Origin of the sequence: Streptomyces sp. NBC_00690 (assembly GCF_036226685.1) — a bacterium.
In the GTDB taxonomy this organism is placed as follows: Bacteria; Actinomycetota; Actinomycetes; order Streptomycetales; family Streptomycetaceae; genus Streptomyces.
In genome coordinates, this window is sequence record NZ_CP109009.1 from 1,650,739 (window position 1) to 1,672,438 (window position 21,700).

General features: G+C 64.7%; 13 protein-coding genes, 3 rRNA genes and 1 pseudogene. 2 read left to right on the forward strand and 15 right to left on the reverse strand.

What is annotated here, in order from left to right; all coding sequences use genetic code 11:
* Positions 1–436: 436 nt before the first annotated feature.
* The 13 genes and pseudogenes from OID54_RS07240 to OID54_RS07300 all read right to left on the reverse strand — a co-directional run.
* A pseudogene (locus OID54_RS07240) lies at positions 437–1,567 on the reverse strand (DNA polymerase IV); the annotation flags it as partial.
* Between the two features lie 106 nt (positions 1,568–1,673).
* On the reverse strand, positions 1,674–2,222 hold the full coding sequence (locus tag OID54_RS07245) for a MerR family transcriptional regulator (RefSeq protein ID WP_443055759.1): 549 nt from the start codon (positions 2,220–2,222) through the stop codon (positions 1,674–1,676).
* Between the two features lie 293 nt (positions 2,223–2,515).
* Positions 2,516–2,989 (reverse strand): bifunctional nuclease family protein, encoded by a 474-nt coding sequence (locus OID54_RS07250; protein ID WP_005475662.1) that lies wholly within the window; start codon positions 2,987–2,989, stop codon positions 2,516–2,518.
* A gap of 53 nt (positions 2,990–3,042) precedes the next feature.
* Positions 3,043–3,783: a transcriptional regulator FtsR gene (gene ftsR, locus OID54_RS07255; protein WP_329015646.1), complete on the reverse strand. Its 741-nt coding sequence runs from the start codon at positions 3,781–3,783 to the stop codon at positions 3,043–3,045.
* 17 nt (positions 3,784–3,800) lie between these two features.
* On the reverse strand, positions 3,801–4,682 hold the full coding sequence (locus OID54_RS07260; protein ID WP_329027316.1) for an FHA domain-containing protein: 882 nt from the start codon (positions 4,680–4,682) through the stop codon (positions 3,801–3,803).
* A gap of 148 nt (positions 4,683–4,830) precedes the next feature.
* Entirely contained in the window at positions 4,831–5,643 is an 813-nt protein-coding gene (locus tag OID54_RS07265; RefSeq protein WP_329015649.1) for a DUF881 domain-containing protein, read from the reverse strand.
* A gap of 15 nt (positions 5,644–5,658) precedes the next feature.
* Entirely contained in the window at positions 5,659–5,991 is a 333-nt protein-coding gene (locus OID54_RS07270; RefSeq protein WP_006376801.1) for a small basic family protein, read from the reverse strand.
* A complete protein-coding gene (locus tag OID54_RS07275) occupies positions 5,988–6,920 on the reverse strand; it encodes a DUF881 domain-containing protein (protein ID WP_329015652.1) in 933 nt (310 codons plus the stop codon). The genes OID54_RS07270 and OID54_RS07275 overlap by 4 nt, the downstream gene beginning before the upstream one ends.
* Positions 6,921–7,018: 98 nt before the next feature.
* Complete coding sequence (locus OID54_RS07280) at positions 7,019–9,514, reverse strand: mannose-1-phosphate guanyltransferase (protein WP_329015655.1); 2,496 nt, start codon at positions 9,512–9,514, stop codon at positions 7,019–7,021.
* A gap of 111 nt (positions 9,515–9,625) precedes the next feature.
* Positions 9,626–10,234: a CDP-alcohol phosphatidyltransferase family protein gene (locus OID54_RS07285; protein WP_329015658.1), complete on the reverse strand. Its 609-nt coding sequence runs from the start codon at positions 10,232–10,234 to the stop codon at positions 9,626–9,628.
* Positions 10,235–10,435: 201 nt separating this feature from the next.
* A 5S ribosomal RNA gene (gene rrf, locus OID54_RS07290) occupies positions 10,436–10,552 on the reverse strand.
* 68 nt (positions 10,553–10,620) lie between these two features.
* Positions 10,621–13,749: ribosomal RNA gene (locus OID54_RS07295) — 23S ribosomal RNA — on the reverse strand.
* Positions 13,750–14,080: 331 nt separating this feature from the next.
* Positions 14,081–15,606: ribosomal RNA gene (locus OID54_RS07300) — 16S ribosomal RNA — on the reverse strand.
* Together the 16S, 23S and 5S rRNA genes form the textbook arrangement of a ribosomal RNA operon.
* Before the next feature lie 682 nt (positions 15,607–16,288).
* Here OID54_RS07300 and OID54_RS07305 point away from each other — a divergent pair.
* Both OID54_RS07305 and ptsP read left to right on the forward strand, forming a co-directional pair.
* Positions 16,289–16,753: a PTS sugar transporter subunit IIA gene (locus tag OID54_RS07305; RefSeq protein ID WP_329015660.1), complete on the forward strand. Its 465-nt coding sequence runs from the start codon at positions 16,289–16,291 to the stop codon at positions 16,751–16,753.
* A gap of 57 nt (positions 16,754–16,810) precedes the next feature.
* Positions 16,811–18,481 carry a phosphoenolpyruvate--protein phosphotransferase gene (gene ptsP / locus OID54_RS07310; protein WP_329015663.1) on the forward strand — a complete coding sequence of 557 codons (1,671 nt, stop codon included), beginning with the start codon at positions 16,811–16,813 and terminating at the stop codon, positions 18,479–18,481.
* A 59-nt stretch (positions 18,482–18,540) separates the two neighbouring features.
* Here ptsP and OID54_RS07315 read toward each other — a convergent pair whose 3' ends face one another.
* Complete coding sequence (locus OID54_RS07315; protein WP_329015666.1) at positions 18,541–19,521, reverse strand: hypothetical protein; 981 nt, start codon at positions 19,519–19,521, stop codon at positions 18,541–18,543.
* Positions 19,522–19,605: 84 nt separating this feature from the next.
* Positions 19,606–21,579, reverse strand: a complete 1,974-nt coding sequence (locus OID54_RS07320; protein WP_329015668.1) for an acetoacetate--CoA ligase — start codon at positions 21,577–21,579, stop codon at positions 19,606–19,608.
* Positions 21,580–21,700 lie beyond the last annotated feature (121 nt).

The following is a 21,700-nucleotide window of genomic DNA, read 5'->3' on the forward strand; positions in this document are numbered from 1 at the left end:
CCGGCCCGTACTCGGTGTGGTGCACATCGTGACCGGCCGACCAGCGACGCTCGGCGAGCACTGATCCCACCGGCTCCCCTGCGGTCTCCATGGACGCACCGACCCCGCTCTCCCGCTCACCCGAATCGGCCGTGCCGTCGTGGACGCCTCCCTTGGCCGCCCCCTCCCCGACATCCGGAGGTCGGGAAGCTCCGCCGACCGCACCCGCCGACCGGACAGCATCGGCTTCCGAAGGCCCGGGCCCTCGGGACGTCTCCCGCTCATCCCTGGAGCTCGATCTGTGGGCCGCACCGCTGCCGGACTGCTCGCCGGAGGACCGCACGGGCGACCCGTCCGGCGGTACGGGAGCCGGCGAACGCCCGCCTTCCTGCTCGGACCGCTCGAAAGGCGCCCGATCCGGCGGGCGAACGCTCCCACCCGCCCCCTCAACGCGTCCACCGCCACGAGGGTCCGCGTCCGTTTCACCTCCCGCGGACTCTCTCTCCTCCCGGGCCGTGGTCGCCTGCGCGAACAGATCCTCCTGGGTGTAGTCGGCGAGCCCGGTCACCCCCACCCCCAGCAGCCGCACCCCGCCCGTCGTGTCCACGCCTTCCAGGAGACGACCGGCGGCCTCCCGCACCACGACCGGGTCGTCGGTCGGTCCGCGTAGGGTCTCCGACCTGGTGAGTGTCGAGAAGTCATAGCGCCGGACCTTCAGCACGATGGTGCGCCCCGAATGTCCGGACGACCTCAACCGCCGTACGCAGCGCTCGGCGAGCCGCTCCACCTCGGCCCTGATCCTGGTCCGGTCGTGGAGATCGACATCGAAGGTGTCCTCCACCGAGACCGATTTCGTGTCCCGCTCGGCGACCACGGGTCGATCGTCGTGTCCCAGCGCCATCCGGTGGATCGCCGAACCGTGCGCCTTGCCCAGCAGCCGTACCAGTTCGTCTTCCCCGGCCGCGGCGAGGTCGGAGCAGATCGTGATCCCCGCCCGCCGCAGATGCTCGCCGGTGGCCGGTCCCACCCCGGGCAAGGTCCGCACCGGCAAAGGAGCGAGCAGTTCGCGCTCGGTGCCCGGCTCGATCAGGACCAGTCCGTCGGGCTTGGCCTGCTCCGACCCGATCTTCGCCAGCATCTTGGAGCCCGCGAGCCCGACCGAACCCGCGAGCCCGGTCGCCGCGAGGATGTCGGCGCGCAGCGCCTCACCGGCGGCTCGCGCGGATCGCGCGTCATCGGCGGATCCACCCGCCTCCAGATCGACGAACGCCTCGTCCAGGCTCAGGGGCTCCACCAGGGGGGACAGTCGACCCAAGAGCTCCATGACCTGCTCGCTGACCGCCCGGTAGAGGGAGAACCTGGGCACCAGATAGGCGGCATTCGGAGCGAGCCGACGGGCGTACGCCATGGGCATCGCCGAGTGCACCCCGAAGCGACGGGCTTCGTACGAGGCGGTCGCCACCACCCCGCGCGGTCCGAGCCCGCCGACGATCACGGGTTTTCCGCGCAGGCTGGGCTTGGCCGCCTGCTCCACTGCCGCGTAGAAGGCGTCCATGTCGAGATGGAGGATCGTCGGAACGGATCTCACATCTCCGATGCTGCCTCACGCCTGTGACAACGAGGTCGGACAGCACCGCCGCCCGAGCGGAAAGACATCGGAAAGCTACGCGGCCCGCCGCCCGGATCGGACGGAATCAGACCGCACGGTCCCGTCTGCGCCGGGCCAACTCATCCATCGGATGGTTGCCGACGAGGGTCTCCCCCGTGTCGATCCGCTCCCCGTGCAGCTGTGACAGGGCCGCCTCGACATCGCGCCACACAACGCCCACGGCGATGCCGAAGATGCCCTGGCCACCTTGGAGCAGGTCGACGACCTCGTCGGGCGAGGAGCACTCGTAGACCGTTGCTCCGTCGCTCATCAAGGTCATGCGCTCCAGATCGCCCACGCCACGGGTACGCAGGTGCCGCACGGCGGCGCGAATGTTCTGAAGGGCCACACCCGTGTCCAGGAAACGCTTGACGATCTTCAGGGTGACCACGTCACGGAAGCTGTAGAGCCGCTGAGCCCCCGATCCATGGGACGCACGGACACTGGGCTCGACCAGACCGGTGCGCGCCCAGTAGTCGAGTTGTCGATAGGTGATTCCGGCCGCCGCACATGCGGTCGGCCCGCGATAGCCGATTTCCTCCGCCGATGACTCCGACGCACTCTCCTGGAGCGGAAACAGCCCGCTCTCCCCCAGACGTCGGCCGAGGGCGCCCCCAACCGCACCGTCGCCGCTACTTCTCACGCCGACCTCCTCCTTGACCTGCCCACTCGAAAGGTAGGCAGTCACCAGGGGTGCGTCAACGATCGCCACACTCGGCACGCCGAGTGATAATCACCCTGAGAGTGGTTTCCCATGCCCCAATTCGGGGAAAGGCTACTCGAATGGCCCCAAAACGCCATGCTGACGTGCCCTCTGGACCGAGAACACGCAAGAGGCGCAGAGGCTTCCGCAGCGCCACTCACGGGCACACCATCAGCAACGAACCGTCACTGACTGTTGGTGCCGAAGTCCTCCGGAGAGATCTGGTCGAGGAACTCGCGGAACTTCTCCACCTCGTCCTCCTGCTCATCAGGAATGGCGATCCCCGCGTCGTCCAGCACCCCGTCACTGCCGAAGATCGGCGTACCGGTGCGCAGCGCGAGCGCTATGGCGTCCGACGGACGCGCGCTCACCTCGACTCCGCTGGCGAACACCAGCTCCGCATAGAAGACCCCTTCGCGCAGGTCGGTGATGCGGACCTCGGTGAGTTCCTGCCCCACCGCCTCCAGCACGTCCTTGAACAGGTCGTGCGTCAGCGGCCTGGCAGGGGCCATGCCCTGCTGGGCGAAAGCAATGGCGGTCGCCTCCCCGGGACCGATCCAGATGGGGAGGTACCGATCGCCTCCCACTTCACGCAGGAGCACGATCGGTTGGTTGGAGGGCATTTCCACCCGGACACCCACAACGTCGAGCTCGTTCACACAGCAACCCTAGGACGTGCCCGACCCCTTTGGGTAGTCGGGCACGTCCAAGATCAGTCAAGACGTACCCCGAGGGCCGCCCGCATCAGGGCCGCATGCAGCCGTACCGACAGGGTTGCCAGCTCGTTCGCGGTGGCCTCCGCATGGGCTCTGGTCTGCGGGTTGCGATGCCGCCGCAAGGGTGCAACCACCTGTTCGACCAAGGACGCCTCCCGGTCCGCCGCGGCTTTCATGGCCCGAAGGTGTCGAGGCTCCAGACCGAATCTGCCCAGCTCGACGACCAGCCGCGCCACCGTGACGGCCTCGGCGTCGTACCCTCCGTCGCCATCCCGCGCAAGCAGCCCGTAGGACTCCCACTCCGCGAGCTCCTGCTCACTGACCCCAGCAGCGGCCAGCAACTCCGCCCGACCCACCCTGGCGGCCGTACGGGGCTCACTGGGGGCCTCCCAGGCCGCGTCGGGGTGCTCCCGCTGCGCACTGGGCGCGGGGAGCGGCTGCTGCTCACCACGGGCGACCGCGTCCAGATGCTCCCGGATGACCTTCAGCGGAAGATAGTGGTCCCGCTGCATCCGCAGAATCTGCGCGAGCCGCTCCAGGTCCTCGGGGCTGAACTTGCGATACCCGGATGGGGTACGACGCGGCTCTACCAGCCCTTCGGCTTCCAGGAAACGAATCTTGGAGATGGTGACCTCGGGGAACTCATCACGCAGCTGACCGAGCACCGTACCGATGCTCATCAGCCGATCCCCCGCGGTGGCGGTGCCGCGACCGGCACCGCCCGTCGGTGTTCGCATGGACCTTCCCTGACGGGTTACACGCCCCGCTGGTTCGCATAGAAGACCAGTCGGTACTTACCGATCTGGACCTCGTCGCCGTTGGCCAGATAGACCGAGTCGATCCGCTCGCGGTTGACGTAGGTTCCGTTGAGGCTGCCGACGTCCGCAACACTGAAACTTCCGTCAGGACCCCGACGGAACTCCACATGACGACGGGAGACGGTCACGTCGTCCAGGAAGATGTCGCTCTGCGGATGACGACCCGCGGTGGTCAGCTCGCCGTCGAGAAGAAAACGGCTTCCCGAGTTCGGACCCCGACGCACCACCAGCAGCGCCGAACCGAAGGGGAGGGCGTCGACGGCGGCCTGCGCCTCGGGGGAGAGCGACGGGACCTGGGTCTGTCCGGTGACCTCGGAGTCGTACGCCTCCAAGCCTGAGATGGAGATCGTCGACGTCGTCTCCGACGGACGCTCGGCCGGAGCCCCACCGCGCAAGGGCGCACCACAGTTGGAGCAGAATCTGCTCGACGCCGCATTGCGGTGCCCGCACCTCGTACAAACCGTCACGGCCGACATGGACGTGTCCTCCTGCCGCGGCTGTCCCCCACGGGGATTGGTCGCATACGGGTCGGAGGGGAACCCTCCACCCGAACTTGAGGTCGATGAGTCTCCGAAACCTATGCGGCCGGCACCGGCAGGGTCAACCGACTCGCCCTGACCACCGGGAACGCCACCGCCCGAGCCCGCGACCTCGTCCCGGAAGAGCGGGCGCTCCGCGCTCTGCTCCTCCTCCTGGCCACGACGCCGAGCGCGATGCCTGGCGTTTCCGCCATCCTCGCGTCCGCTCTTGCCGAACAACTTCGCAAACAACTTCACGGGCGATTCCCCTTGACCGAAATAGACCCGCCCGTGGGGCAGGACGAACCCTCAATGAACACACCTGCCGACCCGGACATCATCACAACGTCCGTACCCGTCCGACAGTTTCCACCACGCGGCACATATTCCGTGCGCCGACCCCTGCCGAGCTCTTGCCCTGGCCGGTAGCCCCTTATGCAACCTCGCCTCACTGGGCTGACGACCGAGCGTAGTCAGGCCGCTCCGCGGGCCGCAAGCTATCCACGATGATCTTCTCCGAGCGGACCACCGTGGCAATGGCCTGCTCCTTCTCCAATGTCTGGACCACGCCGCCCGGGATGTTTAGAGCCGGCTCCAGGTCCTGCGGCTTGCCGATGACCTTGAAGATGTAAGGCGCGCCGATCCGGTTCCCGTCCACCTCGATGTCACCACCCGCCCCGGTGAAATAGGAACCCGCCACCACCCTGTGCTCATTCACCTGGATCGCCTCCGCCCCCGCAGCCCGGAGCTCCTGAATCGCGTCGAGCAACATATCGGGCTCCACGGCACCCGAAGAATCCTCGATCGTGAGTGTGATCCCCGGCCCTTGCGCCGCAACAGTGCCGGCCAGGATGCCGAGTTGCTGCTCCTTCTGCTGGGTCTGCTTACGGGCCTCTTCGGCGCGGTCGGAGCTGTTCTCCAACTCCGTGCGCTGTGCTTCGAGGCGCCGCTTCTCGTCCTCAAGGCGCTGGTTGCGGTCATCCAGCTCATCGAGGATCCGCACCAGGTCCTCTTGCCGCGCGCCGCGCAGCGCGCTGTCGTCGTTGGTCGAACGCACCTGGATCGCCAGCCCGAGGCCGAGCACGAACAGCAGGACGGCCACGGTCAGTTGGGCGCGGGTGATCCTCGGCGGCCACAGACCGGCGACCAGGCGCTGACGGCCGGTCAACCCCACGGGTTCCCGCGGCGCGCGGGGCGCCCCGGCCTCACCGCCCGACGGCTCGCCCGATTCGTCCGGCAGCGGCATGCGGTTGCTGTTCATTTCGCCCTTCATTCCTCAGGCCCGGAACACGTGCCGTCGGATCGCCGCGGCGTTGGAGAAGATCCGGATGCCGAGGACGACCACCACACCAGTCGACAGCTGCGCGCCCACGCCGAGCTTGTCACCCAGGAACACGATCAGGGCGGCGACCACCACGTTCGACAAGAAGGACACGACGAAGACCTTGTCCACGAAGATTCCGTCGAGCATGGCCCGCAGTCCACCGAATACGGCATCCAGTGCCGCCACGACGGCGATCGGTAGATAGGGCTCGACCACCGCCGGCACTTCGGGCCGGACCAGCAGTCCGGCCACGACTCCCACGACGAGGCCCAGTACGGCGATCACGATGTGCCCTTCTCTGTGTCTACCGTCCCCTGCCCACGGCCCTCGGCGTCGGCGGTCTTCGGCTCTGCTGTGCGGACGATCAGGCTCGGTGCCGCCGGGAGGCGCACCTTGTCCTTGGTGGAGATGGTGAAGCGGATGTTGAAGTTCTCCTTCAGCGCGTGGAGGTAGAGGCCGTCCGCACTGTCTTGGAACGTCGTGTTCAGCCGGTTTCCCTCCCCCACGGCAAGCACCGTGTAGGGCGGCACCAATGGCTTGTTGTCCACCAGTATGGCGTCGCCGGCGGCCCTGATGGCGGACAGTGCGGTCAGCCGCTGCCCGTTGATCGCCACGGCCTCCGCGCCGGACTGCCACAGTCCGTTGACGATGCGCTGCATGTCCCGGTCGCGGACCCGACCCGTATCGCTGAAGCCGCTGCTCTCACGGGGGCCGCCACCGCCCTGGGCGGTGTCCTTGGCGTCATCGATGACCAGACTGATGCCGGGGCCCTCCACATCGGTCGACCCCGCGAGCAGTCCGACCAACTGCTCCTGTTCGCCCCCCTTGGTGTTCAGCGCCTTCCGTTGGCGCTCTCCCACCTCGTCACGGAGTTCGTCGACACCCCGCTCCAGTGCGTTCGCGGCAGCCGTCTCCTCGTCGATGCGGTCGATCAGCTCCTCGCGCTCCTTGGCCACCACCGGAGCCGCTATCCGAGCTTCTGCGGCACCCACGGTCACGACCATGGCGGCGAGGACTAGACCTGCTGCCAGTCCGAGCTTGGCCCGCAGAGTCCGAGGCAGTCGCCCGTCCGCCTCCCGACGGGCCGCGGCCTCCGCGTATCCCTCGTCGAGGCTGTGCTCCATGACGTTCGTCAGCAGCGACATCGAGGCATCGGGACGTGCCGGTCGTACGGGTGGAGAGCCGGTGCTCCGAACCGGGGGCTGCTGCGACATGCCGCACATCGTCGCACGTCATGTGCGCTACCGCCGAATGGCCCTACGCAAGCGTCGGGGGCCGCTCGGACGCGGCCCCCGACATACCGGTCACACCATTACTGACCTGCGCTGTCCACCACCGCGGCCCACTCGTTGAGCAGCGCCTGGGCAGAGGCGTCGTCCGGACCCTCGGCCCACAGATGGGTGACGGCCTCCGACGGATCGGGCAACACCATCACCCAACGGCCGTCGGTCTCGACCACCCGGACCCCGTCCGTGGTGTCCACGTGCCGCTCACCCGCAGCCTCGACGACCCGTCGCATGACGAGCCCCTTCACCGCCCAGGGAGTGGCGACGTCGCGCTTGAGGACATGGGCACGGGGGATGCGGGCATCGATCTGGCTCAGCGTGAGCTGTGTGCGCGCCACCAGCCCCACCAGCCGCACCAGGGCCGCCGTCCCGTCGAACACGCTGCTGAACTCCGGCACGATGAAGCCGCCCCGACCGTCCCCGCCGAAGATGGTGGCGTCCTCTCGACCGACCCTGGTGAGGTCGTCGGGTGAGGTCGTCGTCCACTCGACCTGCGTCCCGTGGTACGCCGCCACCTGCTCGGCGATCCGCGTGGTGGTCACGGGCAGGGCCACCCGGCCGCTGCGCCGCTCGGCCGCGACGAGGTCGAGAAGGACCAGCAACGCACGGTCGTCCTCGATGATCCGACCGCGCTCGTCGACGAGGGACAGCCGCTCTCCCACGGGGTCGAACCGCACGCCGAAGGCCGCCCTGGCGGAGGCCACGATCTCTCCCAGACGAACCAGACCGGCACGGCGTGTCTCCGCCGTCTCGGTCGGCCTGGCCTCGTTGAGCCCGGGGTTGATGGTCAGAGCATCGACTCCCAGCCTGCCCAGCAGACTGGGCAGGACCAATCCCGAACTGCCGTTGGAGGCGTCGACGACGACCTTCAACTCTGACTCGGCGACACCCGTGGTGTCCACGTTGCGCAACAGGGAGCCGGTGTACGAGTCGAAGACGCTCGCAGGGAAGTGCAGGTCCCCGATCTCGCCGGGGAAGGCCCGCCGGTACTCCTGCCGTGCGTACACCCGGTCCAGTTTGCGTTGACCGGCTTGGGAGAGATCGGCACCGCGTTCATCGAAAAACATGATGTCGACCGACTCGGGCACACCCGGTGACGTACGGATCATGATTCCGCCCGCGCTCCCGCGTGCGGTCTGTTGCCGAGCCACGGGAAGGGGCACGTTCTCCAGGTCACGCACATCGATGGCGCTGGCCTGGAGGGCCGAGATCATGGCCCGCTTGAGCGCTCGCGCGCCCCGGGAGTGGTCACGGGCGGTCGTGACCGTGGACCCCTTCTTGAGCGTGGTGGCGTACGCACCCGCCAACCTGACGGCCAGCTCAGGCGTGATCTCCACATTGAGGATTCCGGAGACTCCCCTAGCTCCGAAGAGGTGGGCCTGGCCGCGCGACTCCCAGATCACCGAGGTGTTGACGAAGGCCCCGGCCTCGATCGTCTTGAACGGGTACACCCGCACATTGCCCTGGACAATCGATTCTTCACCGACGAGACACTCATCGCCGATGACCGCACCGTCCTCGATGCGAGCGGCTCGCATGATGTCGGTGTTCTTGCCGATCACACAGCCTCGGAGATTGCAGTGTTCACCGATGTAGACGTTGTCGTGGATGACGGCTCGGTGAAGAAACGCACCGGTCTTCACGACCACGTTGGAGCCGACGACGGTGTGCTCCCTGATCTCCACGCCGGCTTCCACCTTGGCGTAGTCACCGATGTAGAGAGGTCCCCGGAGCACCGCGTCCGGATGGACTTCGGCGCCTTCGGCCACCCAGACCCCCGGCGAGATCTCAAAGCCGTCGATGTCGACGTCGACCTTGCCCTCCAGCACATCGGCCTGGGCCTTCACATAGCTCTCGTGCGTACCGACGTCCTCCCAGTAGCCCTCGGCGATATAGCCGTAGATCGGCTTGCCTTCCTTCATGAGCTGCGGGAAGACATCTCCGGACCAGTCGACGGAAACATCCGCCTCGACATAGTCGAAGACCTCGGGCTCCATGACGTAGATCCCGGTGTTCACCGTGTCAGAGAACACCTGCCCCCAGGTCGGCTTCTCCAGGAACCTCTCGACCTTGCCACCCTCATCGACGATGGTGATGCCGAATTCGAGAGGGTTGGGAACCCTGGTCAAGCAAACGGTGACCAATGCACCTTTCTCTTTATGGAAAGCGATGAGGTCGGTGAGGTCGAAGTCGGTGAGAGCATCACCGGAAATGACGACGAATGCGTCGTCCTTCAGCGCTTCCTCGGCGTTCTTCACACTGCCCGCGGTGCCGAGTGGCTTCTCTTCATTGGCGTAGGTGAGCTCCATTCCGAGCTCTTCTCCGTCACCGAAGTAGTTCTTCACCAGCGATGCGAGGAACTGCACGGTGACTACGGTCTCGGTAAGCCCGTGCCGCTTCAGCAACCTCAGCACATGCTCCATGATCGGCCTGTTGGCGACCGGTAGGAGTGGCTTGGGCATGCTCGAAGTCATGGGACGAAGCCGGGTGCCTTCGCCACCGGCCATCACGACGGCCTTCATGTCGGAAGCGTCCTCCTTGAGAGACGACGGTCAGCCGACTTCACTCGTCCAAAGAGGCCCTCTTGGCGTCATGCGCTGCCGGCCACACTGCACGGCTCCGCATCGACGAGGTCAATCGGCCATTGTGTCCGCCTTGACGAGGCGGCGGACCTGGACCACATACAGCATCCCTGCCCACCAATACAGAGTTGTACCCCATCCGGCGAAGGCCCATCCGAAAATAGCAGCGAGTGACGCCAGCCATCCAGTTCCGTCACTGAGCAGGAGCAAGGGAAACGCGTACATCAGGTTGAAGGTCGCGGCCTTGCCGAGGAAGTTCACCTGCGGTGGTGGATAGCCGTGCCGTCGAAGGATTGCGACCATCACCAGGAGCATCAGTTCACGGGCCAAAAGGGCGGCTGTGAGCCACAGCGGGAGGATCTCACGCCAGGTAAGACCGACCAGAGTGGACAGGATGTACAACCTGTCCGCCGCGGGGTCGAGGAGCCGGCCGAGCTTGCTGACCTGGTTCCACCGGCGGGCCAGTTTCCCGTCGAGATAGTCACTGATCCCACTCAGCATGAGCACCAGCAGTGCCCAGCCGTCGCTCTTGGGCCCGCCGAACTCGGGGCGGAGAATCAACCACAGGAAGAGCGGTACGCCGGCGAGACGGGCCATGCTGAGGATGTTGGGGATGGTGAGTACCCGGTCCGTCTGAACGCGGGTCTCTTGGACCTCCACCCGGGGGCCTCCTGTGGGAACGTGCTGACGTTACTCACTGAGCTTAGCCTCAGCCACAAGGGTGAAGGCCACAGGGGTGTGGCGCGTCTCTGCCTCACCTGACGAACAGGGATGGTGTTTGAGCATAGTGCCCGGGAAATGTGTTGGGAAATGCGAAAGGGCCCTATACCTACCCGGTACAGGGCCCTTATCACAATGATTGTTCGGCGGTGTCCTACTCTCCCACAGGGTCCCCCCTGCAGTACCATCGGCGCTGAAAGGCTTAGCTTCCGGGTTCGGAATGTAACCGGGCGTTTCCCTAACGCAATAACCACCGAAACACTATAAAACCAACCGGAAATGTCACGGTCGTGGTTTCAGAACCAACACAGTGGACGCGAGCCTCTATGGACAAGCCCTCGGCTTATTAGTACCAGTCACCTCCAGCGGTTACCCGCCTTCCAGATCTGGCCTATCAACCCAGTAGTCTCCTGGGAGCCTTAACCCCTCAAAGGGGGTGGGAGTCCTCATCTCGAAGCAGGCTTCCCGCTTAGATGCTTTCAGCGGTTATCCTTTCCGAACGTAGCCAACCAGCCATGCCCTTGGCAGGACAACTGGCACACCAGAGGTTCGTCCGTCCCGGTCCTCTCGTACTAGGGACAGCCCTTCTCAAGACTCCTACGCGCACAGCGGATAGGGACCGAACTGTCTCACGACGTTCTAAACCCAGCTCGCGTACCGCTTTAATGGGCGAACAGCCCAACCCTTGGGACCGACTCCAGCCCCAGGATGCGACGAGCCGACATCGAGGTGCCAAACCATCCCGTCGATATGGACTCTTGGGGAAGATCAGCCTGTTATCCCCGGGGTACCTTTTATCCGTTGAGCGACGGCGCTTCCACAAGCCACCGCCGGATCACTAGTCCCGACTTTCGTCCCTGCTCGACCCGTCGGTCTCACAGTCAAGCTCCCTTGTGCACTTACACTCAACACCTGATTACCAACCAGGCTGAGGGAACCTTTGGGCGCCTCCGTTACTCTTTAGGAGGCAACCGCCCCAGTTAAACTACCCATCAGACACTGTCCCTGATCCGGATCACGGACCCAGGTTAGACATCCAGCACGACCAGAGTGGTATTTCAACAGCGACTCCCAACACACTGGCGTGTGCTGTTCACAGTCTCCCACCTATCCTACACAAGCCGAACCGAACACCAATATCAAACTATAGTAAAGGTCCCGGGGTCTTTCCGTCCTGCTGCGCGAAACGAGCATCTTTACTCGTAGTGCAATTTCACCGGGCCTATGGTTGAGACAGTCGAGAAGTCGTTACGCCATTCGTGCAGGTCGGAACTTACCCGACAAGGAATTTCGCTACCTTAGGATGGTTATAGTTACCACCGCCGTTTACTGGCGCTTAAGTTCTCAGCTTCGCCCCACCGAAATGGAGCTAACCGGTCCCCTTAACGTTCCAGCACCGGGCAGGCGTCAGTCCGTATACATCGCCTTACGGCTTCGCACGGACCTGTGTTTTTAGTAAACAGTCGCTTCTCGCTGGTCTCTGCGGCCACCCCCAGCTCACCGAGTAAATCGGATCACCAAGAATGGCCCCCCTTCTCCCGAAGTTACGGGGGCATTTTGCCGAGTTCCTTAACCATAGTTCACCCGAACGCCTCGGTATTCTCTACCTGACCACCTGAGTCGGTTTAGGGTACGGGCCGCCATGAAACTCGCTAGAGGCTTTTCTCGACAGCATAGGATCATCCACTTCACCACAATCGGCTCGGCATCAGGTCTCAGCCTTAATGTGTGACGGATTTACCTACCACACGGCCTACACCCTTACCCCGGGACAACCACCGCCCGGGCTGGACTACCTTCCTGCGTCACCCCATCACTTACCTACTACCACCTTGGATCAGCGGCTCCACCACTCCCCCTCACTCCGAAGAGATCAAGGGCGGCTTCACGGCCTTAGCATTAATGGGCTCGATATTGGGCGTTTCAAAGCGGGTACCGGAATATCAACCGGTTGTCCATCGACTACGCCTGTCGGCCTCGCCTTAGGTCCCGACTTACCCTGGGCAGATCAGCTTGACCCAGGAACCCTTAGTCAATCGGCGCACACGTTTCCCACGTGTGTATCGCTACTCATGCCTGCATTCTCACTCGTGAACCGTCCACCACTCGCTTACGCGGCGGCTTCACCCGGCACACGACGCTCCCCTACCCATCACAACAGGCGTTAGCCCTATATGCTGCAATGACACGACTTCGGCGGTACGCTTGAGCCCCGCTACATTGTCGGCGCGGAATCACTTGACCAGTGAGCTATTACGCACTCTTTCAAGGGTGGCTGCTTCTAAGCCAACCTCCTGGTTGTCTCTGCGACTCCACATCCTTTCCCACTTAGCGTACGCTTAGGGGCCTTAGTCGATGCTCTGGGCTGTTTCCCTCTCGACCATGGAGCTTATCCCCCACAGTCTCACTGCCGTGCTCTCACTTACCGGCATTCGGAGTTTGGCTAAGGTCAGTAACCCGGTAGGGCCCATCGCCTATCCAGTGCTCTACCTCCGGCAAGAAACACACGACGCTGCACCTAAATGCATTTCGGGGAGAACCAGCTATCACGGAGTTTGATTGGCCTTTCACCCCTAACCACAGGTCATCCCCCAGGTTTTCAACCCTGGTGGGTTCGGTCCTCCACGACCTCTTACAGCCGCTTCAACCTGCCCATGGCTAGATCACTCCGCTTCGGGTCTTGAGCATGCTACTAAAACGCCCTATTCGGACTCGCTTTCGCTACGGCTCCCCCACACGGGTTAACCTCGCAACACACCGCAAACTCGCAGGCTCATTCTTCAAAAGGCACGCAGTCACGACATACCAAACAAAAGCTTGATATGCGACGCTCCCACGGCTTGTAGGCACACGGTTTCAGGTACTATTTCACTCCGCTCCCGCGGTACTTTTCACCATTCCCTCACGGTACTATCCGCTATCGGTCACCAGGGAATATTTAGGCTTAACGGGTGGTCCCGCCAGATTCACACGGGATTTCTCGGGCCCCGTGCTACTTGGGTGTCTCTCAAACGAGCCGCAATCATTTCAGCTACGGGGGTCTTACCCTCTACGCCGGACCTTTCGCATGTCCTTCGCCTATGACTACGGTTTCTGACTCGTCTCACGGCCGGCAGACCGTAAAAGAGAGATCCCACAACCCCGCATACGCAACCCCTGCCGGGTATCACACATATACGGTTTGGCCTCATCCAGTTTCGCTCGCCACTACTCCCGGAATCACGGTTGTTTTCTCTTCCTGAGGGTACTGAGATGTTTCACTTCCCCTCGTTCCCTCCACATGCCCTATGTGTTCAGGCATGGGTGACAGCCCATGACGACTGCCGGGTTTCCCCATTCGGAAACCCCCGGATCAAAGCCTGGTTGACGACTCCCCGGGGACTATCGTGGCCTCCCACGTCCTTCATCGGTTCCTGGTGCCAAGGCATCCACCGTGCGCCCTTAAAAACTTGGCCACAGATGCTCGCGTCCACTGTGCAGTTCTCAAACAACGACCAGCCACCCATCACCCCACCCAAACCTGAGCGAGTACACCGGGACCGGCAGAAGGAACACAAGCAAAAATCGCCCATGCCCTCAGACACCCAACAGCGCGCCCAACAAACCCACCCACCAGCCACCACTTTCCACACCACTCAATAAATCAAGCAGTAGTACTCGTGATGAACCAGCAAGCAAGCTCACTGAATAGTCAACGTTCCACCCATGAGCAACCAGCATCGAACATTCGCCGATGTACTGGCCTCTGAACCAACCCCGAAAGACTGGTTAAGAAGTGCTCCTTAGAAAGGAGGTGATCCAGCCGCACCTTCCGGTACGGCTACCTTGTTACGACTTCGTCCCAATCGCCAGTCCCACCTTCGACAGCTCCCTCCCACAAGGGGTTGGGCCACCGGCTTCGGGTGTTACCGACTTTCGTGACGTGACGGGCGGTGTGTACAAGGCCCGGGAACGTATTCACCGCAGCAATGCTGATCTGCGATTACTAGCAACTCCGACTTCATGGGGTCGAGTTGCAGACCCCAATCCGAACTGAGACCGGCTTTTTGAGATTCGCTCAACCTCACGGTATCGCAGCTCATTGTACCGGCCATTGTAGCACGTGTGCAGCCCAAGACATAAGGGGCATGATGACTTGACGTCGTCCCCACCTTCCTCCGAGTTGACCCCGGCAGTCTCCTGTGAGTCCCCATCACCCCGAAAGGCATGCTGGCAACACAGAACAAGGGTTGCGCTCGTTGCGGGACTTAACCCAACATCTCACGACACGAGCTGACGACAGCCATGCACCACCTGTATACCGACCACAAGGGGGGCACCATCTCTGATGCTTTCCGGCATATGTCAAGCCTTGGTAAGGTTCTTCGCGTTGCGTCGAATTAAGCCACATGCTCCGCTGCTTGTGCGGGCCCCCGTCAATTCCTTTGAGTTTTAGCCTTGCGGCCGTACTCCCCAGGCGGGGAACTTAATGCGTTAGCTGCGGCACCGACGACGTGGAATGTCGCCAACACCTAGTTCCCAACGTTTACGGCGTGGACTACCAGGGTATCTAATCCTGTTCGCTCCCCACGCTTTCGCTCCTCAGCGTCAGTAATGGCCCAGAGATCCGCCTTCGCCACCGGTGTTCCTCCTGATATCTGCGCATTTCACCGCTACACCAGGAATTCCGATCTCCCCTACCACACTCTAGCCTGCCCGTATCGAATGCAGACCCGGAGTTAAGCTCCGGGCTTTCACATCCGACGCGACAAGCCGCCTACGAGCTCTTTACGCCCAATAATTCCGGACAACGCTTGCGCCCTACGTATTACCGCGGCTGCTGGCACGTAGTTAGCCGGCGCTTCTTCTGCAGGTACCGTCACTTTCGCTTCTTCCCTGCTGAAAGAGGTTTACAACCCGAAGGCCGTCATCCCTCACGCGGCGTCGCTGCATCAGGCTTTCGCCCATTGTGCAATATTCCCCACTGCTGCCTCCCGTAGGAGTCTGGGCCGTGTCTCAGTCCCAGTGTGGCCGGTCGCCCTCTCAGGCCGGCTACCCGTCGTCGCCTTGGTAGGCCATCACCCCACCAACAAGCTGATAGGCCGCGGGCTCATCCTGCACCGCCGGAGCTTTCAACCCGAAGAGATGCCCCTTCAGGTGGTATCCGGTATTAGACCCCGTTTCCAGGGCTTGTCCCAGAGTGCAGGGCAGATTGCCCACGTGTTACTCACCCGTTCGCCACTAATCCACCCCGAAAGGCTTCATCGTTCGACTTGCATGTGTTAAGCACGCCGCCAGCGTTCGTCCTGAGCCAGGATCAAACTCTCCGTGAATGTCTACCCGAAACCGGGTCAAACACCACACAAGAGCGGAACCATCCGAAGGAATATTCGGATGGTTCACAGCGTCCTCGCTGTAGTGCGCCCCACACCAAACCAATGGCATGAGGACTTTTTCAAAGGAACCACATCTCCTAAGAGACGGGGTATCAACATATCTGGCGTTGACTTTTGGCACGCTGTTGAGTTCTCAAGGAACGGACGCTTCCTTCAAGTCCCTCTCAGGACTCTCCGGGCTTTTCCCTCCGGTCTTGCGTTTCCAACCCTACCAGACCTTTTTCTCACTCCGTTTCCGGACTTCGAATTCGATCCAGCACCCGATTGGAAGGGCTTTTCGCCTTTCGGCTGAGCCGACTTTATCATTCCCTTTACGACTTGCTGACCAATGCTTTACAGGCATGCAAAGCAGCCAGTACAAGTAGATCTGGGATTGATTGAGCCGCTGCCAGCCCTCGACGCAAGGTCGACTCGGGCCCAGGCAGGAGTCCGACAGTACCGGGCACAGAGAGGCCGAGGCAAATCGCCACCACAGCGCGTTCGCCCCGAAGGCATCGGCTCCTCGCCTGGAAGGTTCCGGGCGGAAATAGGACTTCGCATGACATACGCTGCTGAACAGTGCGCCGCGGCATACACATAGTGACGGCGCGAGATCGATTCCTCGCCTCTGGGAGGCTCCATGACCACAGTGACGTCCCCGATCGCCGGACGCGCCATCGGCCTCTCGGCAGTGCCGGACCCCGTGTTCTCCGGGGCCATGGTCGGACCGGGTACCGCGGTCGACCCGCTCCGGGAACCCTCCGTGGCCGTCGCTCCGGTCGACGGCGTCGTCGTCTCCCTCCATCCACACGCCTATGTCGTCGTGGACAGTGAGGGGCACGGCGTGCTGACCCACCTCGGGATCGACACGGTCCAGCTGAACGGAGAGGGGTTCGAGCTGCTCGTCAACAAGGGTGACAGCGTCGTCCGGGGGCAGGAGATGGTCCGCTGGAACCCGGTCGCCGTCGAAGAGGCGGGCAAGTCCCCCATCTGTCCGATCGTGGCATTGGAAGCCACGGCCGACTCCCTCTCCAACATCGTGGAGGACGGCGACGGCGACACCGGCACCGTGAACGTAGGGGACACGCTTTTCGACTGGCAGTGACGGCGGGCAGCATCCAGGCGCGGCGGCACGGCCGTCGCTCGATCGAAGACGGGTGACATGGAGACAACTCTGCGAGGCGTCGGGGTGAGCCACGGCGTGGCGATCGGCGAGGTCCGGCACATGGGTACGGCGGTCCTGGAACCGCCCGCGAAGCAGAACCCGGCACAGGACACCGAGCGCGAGCAGGGGCGTGCCCACCAGGCGGTCAAAGCCGTGTCCGCCGATCTGATCGCGCGGGGGAACCTCGCCGGTGGCGAGGCACAGGCCGTGCTCGAAGCGCAGGCGATGATGGCGCAGGACCCCGAGTTGATGGCGGACGTGGAACGTCGCATCGCGGTGGGCAGCACCGCCGAGCGTGCGGTGTACGACGCCTTCGCCTCGTACCGGGCGCTGCTGGCCGGTGCCGGGGAGTACCTGGCCGGGCGGGTCGCCGACCTGGATGACGTAAGGAACCGCATCGTGGCCCGACTGCTGGGGGTGCCGATGCCCGGTGTGCCCGACAGTGACGAGCCCTATGTACTCATCGCCAGGGACCTCGCGCCCGCGGACACGGCACTGCTCGACCCCACGCTCGTGCTCGGCTTCGTGACCGAGGAGGGTGGGCCGACGAGCCACAGCGCGATCCTGGCCAGGGCACTCGGAGTTCCCGCGGTGGTGGCGCTGCCGGGCGCGGGCGAGTTGGCCGAGGGAACACTCATCGCCGTCGACGGCAGTTCCGGTGAGGTCTTCGTGGAGCCGAGCGATGAGAAGCGTGCCGTTCTTGAGCGGGCGGCGGCCGAGCGGAAGGCCGCGTTGACCGCGTCCAGCGGGCCCGGGACCACCTCGGACGGACACAAGGTGCCGCTCCTGGCCAACATCGGCGGCCCCGGAGACGTATCGGCAGCGCTTGCTGCCGGCGCGGAGGGCGTGGGCCTCTTCCGCACCGAGTTCCTCTTCCTCGACGACAGCGAGCAGGCTCCGTCGGAGGAGAAGCAGATCGAGGCGTACCGACAGGTGCTGAACGCCTTCCCCGAGGGGCGGGTGGTCGTACGGGTACTGGACGCCGGGGCCGACAAGCCGTTGCAGTTCCTCACCCCGGCGGACGAACCCAACCCCGCGCTGGGTGTGCGGGGGCTGCGCAGCCTCCTCGACCATCCGGAGGTGTTGCAGACCCAGCTGACGGCGCTGGCCCGGGCGGCCGAAGGGCTGCCCGTACATCTGGAGGTCATGGCGCCGATGGTGGCGGACCGCATCGACGCGCGGGCGTTCGCCGAGGCGTGCCGGGCGGCCGGGCTACGGGCGAAGTACGGGGCGATGGTCGAGATTCCGTCGGCCGCGTTGAGGGCTCGGTCGATCCTGCGCGAGGTCGAGTTCCTCTCGCTCGGCACCAACGATCTGGCGCAGTACACGTTCGCGGCCGACCGCCAGGTCGGAGCGGTCTCCCGGCTCCAGGATCCGTGGCAGCCAGCGCTGCTCGATCTGGTGGCACTCGCGGCCGAGGCTGCGAAGGCCGAGGGGAAGGGCTGTGGCGTCTGTGGTGAGGCGGCGTCCGATCCTCTGCTCGCCTGTGTTCTGACGGGCCTGGGGGTGACGTCGCTGTCGATGGGGGCGGCGGCGATTCCTTATGTCAGGGCCGCGCTGGCGACCTACACGCTGGCCCAGTGCGAACGGGCGGCGGCAGCCGCGCGTGCCACGGACACGGCCGACGAGGCCCGCACCGCTGCGCAGGGTGTTCTTTCCGGCGAGTAGGTGCATGGAGCGGAGGGGGTCCTGCCTGCTTTTGGGCGGGACCCCCTCCGACGTGTTTCTCAGTGGTGGGTCTCCGGATCGTCGCCCGGGATGTGGAATCCCGCGCGGTAGTCGACGCCCGGCTCGGGCGGCATCGGTTCACCGGTCTCGATGTCCGTGCAGTAGGCGCTGAAGACCTGGGCCTCGGTGAGGGGGATCAGTCGGCCGCGATGGAGCCGCCAGCCGTGGAGGCGGTCCGGTGCGGCCGGGGTCTTGGTGCGCAGGACGAGCCCCCCGGTGGTGTCGAGGGCGATTCCCGTCGCGAGGACGGTCGCGAACTCGGTGACCTCGGCCGTATCGGGCTCCATGGGTGGCGGAGCTGTGGCGGCCGGGCCCTCGGCGTGGAGCGTGGCGAAGATCTGCCCGCTGGGTGTGGGGACGCTGCAGACCAGGTGGTGGCTGCCTGGGCCGGCGGCGTCGAGGAGGCGTCGCAGTGCCCGGGATGCCTTGTCGAAGGCCGCCCTGCCGATGTGGCGTCCGCAGTCGGCGCACTCCCCCGCATCGGCGAGCAGGCCGGACGCGCAGTGCCGGGTGGCACGGCGCACGGACCGGTCGATCAGTTCGGGCAGCAGGCTGTCGAGTGGTTCGCCACCGTAGGCCAGGGTGCCGAACAGGTCGGCGGCGTGTGCTGTGTATCGACTGCGGCTGAGCGGGGTGTCGGGGTCCAGGTCCTGCTCGGCGCAGAAGGCGGCGAAGTCCTCCGGGTCGAAGACGACGACGCTCGTGTGCCGCTCCCCGGCCGTTTGGGAACGCAGCAGGGCCTGGAGGTGTCGGAGGTACTCACGGTGGTCGTCGAAGGCGAAGGTGGGATAGCGGCGCATGGCCCGGAAGTCGACGTCGTCGGCGATGACCCCGACGGTGGTGACGGCCTCCTGCCGCAGGGCCCGTCGTGGCGAGGTCCGGTTCCTGGGTCGGTCCGTGGCCCTGGGGCCGCCACGGGGGCCGCGCGTCTTGCGGCCCGCTCGTGGCGTGTCCCTGTTGGTGGTGTCGTCGTGTGCCATGATTCCCCGTTTCCCCCTGCGTTGCGTCACTTCTCATGACTCACCGTAGAGGGCGGCACTGACATCGCCGGCTGGGGCGGGCGCTCAGCCGTTTCTGGCGCGGCCCAGTTCGGCGTAGAAGGCAAGCAGTTCGGGATCGTCGACGGAGCCAGGGTTCACCGCCTTGGCGAGCGGAGTGCCTTGGAGGAGGCGCTTGACCGGGACTTCGAGACGCTTGCCGGTGAGGGTGTGCGGTACCGCGGGGATCTGGATGATCTCGTCGGGCACATGGCGCGGTGAGAGCTGTTCTCGGATGGTCCGCTTGATGCGGTCACGAAGGGAGTCATCGAGTTCGGCTCCGTCGCAGAGTTGGACGAATAGCGGCATCCAGTAGCCGCCGTTGGCCTCTTCCAAGCCGATGACCAGCGATTCCCTGATTTCAGGAAGGCGCTCGACGGCTTCGTAGATATCGGCCGAGCCCATGCGTACACCCTGACGGTTCAGGGTCGAATCGGAGCGGCCGTGGATGATGACCGAACCGCGGTCGGTGAGGGTGATCCAGTCTCCGTGTCGCCAGACGCCGGGGAACATGTCGAAGTAGCTGTCGTGGTAGCGGCTGCCGTCGGGATCGTTCCAGAACCGCAGGGGCATCGACGGCATGGGTTGGGTGACGACGAGCTCGCCGACCTCGTCGATCTGGGGCTTGCCGTGCGGGTCCCAGGACTGGAGGTCCGTGCCAAGGCAAGGGGCCTGGATCTCGCCCACGTACACGGGAAGGGTCGGCACCGCGCCGGCGAAGCAGCTGCACACGTCGGTTCCACCGCTGACGGAGGCGATCCAGATGTCGTGGCTGAACTCGTCCCGGATCCAGCGGAAGCCGTCGGGGGGCAGGGGTGAGCCGGTGGTGGCGATGCAGGAGACGCGGGAGAGGTCGTGGTCGCGCGCCGGGTGGACGTCGGCCTTGCTACAGGCCATGACATAGGCGGCCGAGGTCCCGAAGAAGGTGGCTCCGGTGCGTTCCGCGATGCCCCACTGGGCGCCGATCTCCGGGTAGCCGGGGCTGCCGTCGTAGAGAACGATCGTGGTGCCCGTCAGCAGGCCGGAGACGAGGAAGTTCCACATCATCCAGCCGGTGGAGGTGTACCAGAAGAACCGGTCATCGGGTCCGAGGTCGCAGTGCAGCGCGAGTTGCTTGAGGTGTTCGAGCAGGATGCCGCCCTGGGACTGGACGATGGCCTTGGGCAGCCCGGTGGTGCCGGAGGAGTAGAGGACCCACAGCGGATGATCGAAGGGCAACTGCTCGAAGTGGGGTTCCACCGCGGCAGCAGTGACATCGCTCCAGGTGAGGGCGCCGTCGGGGGCTGGTGTGCCCAGCAGTGGGATATGGATGACCGCGCGCAGGGTGGGGAGTTCCCTGCGGAGTTCGGCGACGGTGTCCGTGCGTCGGTGTTCCTTCCCCCCGTACCGGTAGCCGTCGACGGTGAACAGGACGACGGGTTCCACTTGCTGGAAGCGGTCGAGGACGCTGCGGGCGCCGAAATCGGGGGCGCAGGACGTCCAGACACCGCCGACGGCCGCGGAGGCGAGGAGTGCGACGACGGCCTCGGGGATGTTGGGCAGATAGCCGCTGATCCGGTCCCCCGGTCGCACGCCGAGGGCACGGAGTTCGGCGGCGAGCGCGCCCACCTGGCGGCGGAGTTCGGCCCAGCTGACGGCCTTCTGTTCGGTCGTCTCGTCCACACACAGGAGCGCGGGTGCGTCGGGGCGTTCGTCGGCGGCGCGCAGTGCGTGTTCGGCGTAGTTGAGGCTGCCGCCGGGGAACCAGGTAGCGCCGGGCATCGCGGAATCGGCGAGCACCGTCTCGTACGGAGTCGAGAAGCGGACTCCCGACCACTCGGCGAGGGCGCGCCAGAAGGTCTCCAGCTCGCGGACTGACCACTGGTGGAGTGCGGCGTAGCCGCCGTCGGCCGGGGCTCCGTGGTGTTCAGCGGCCCATGCCTGGAAGCGGGTGATCCGCGCGGTGGCGATCCGTTGCGGGTCGGGTTGCCACAGGGGCTCGGGGTGCGCTGTCGAGGTCATGGGGCTGCTCTCCCGGGTGGCTGTGCGCGGTGTGTGTTGTTCGGCGTCGGTCGTGCGGGTGCACGCCGGCTGGGCGTGACTCGGTTGACAGGACGATGCCATGTGATCGTCTTTCACACCA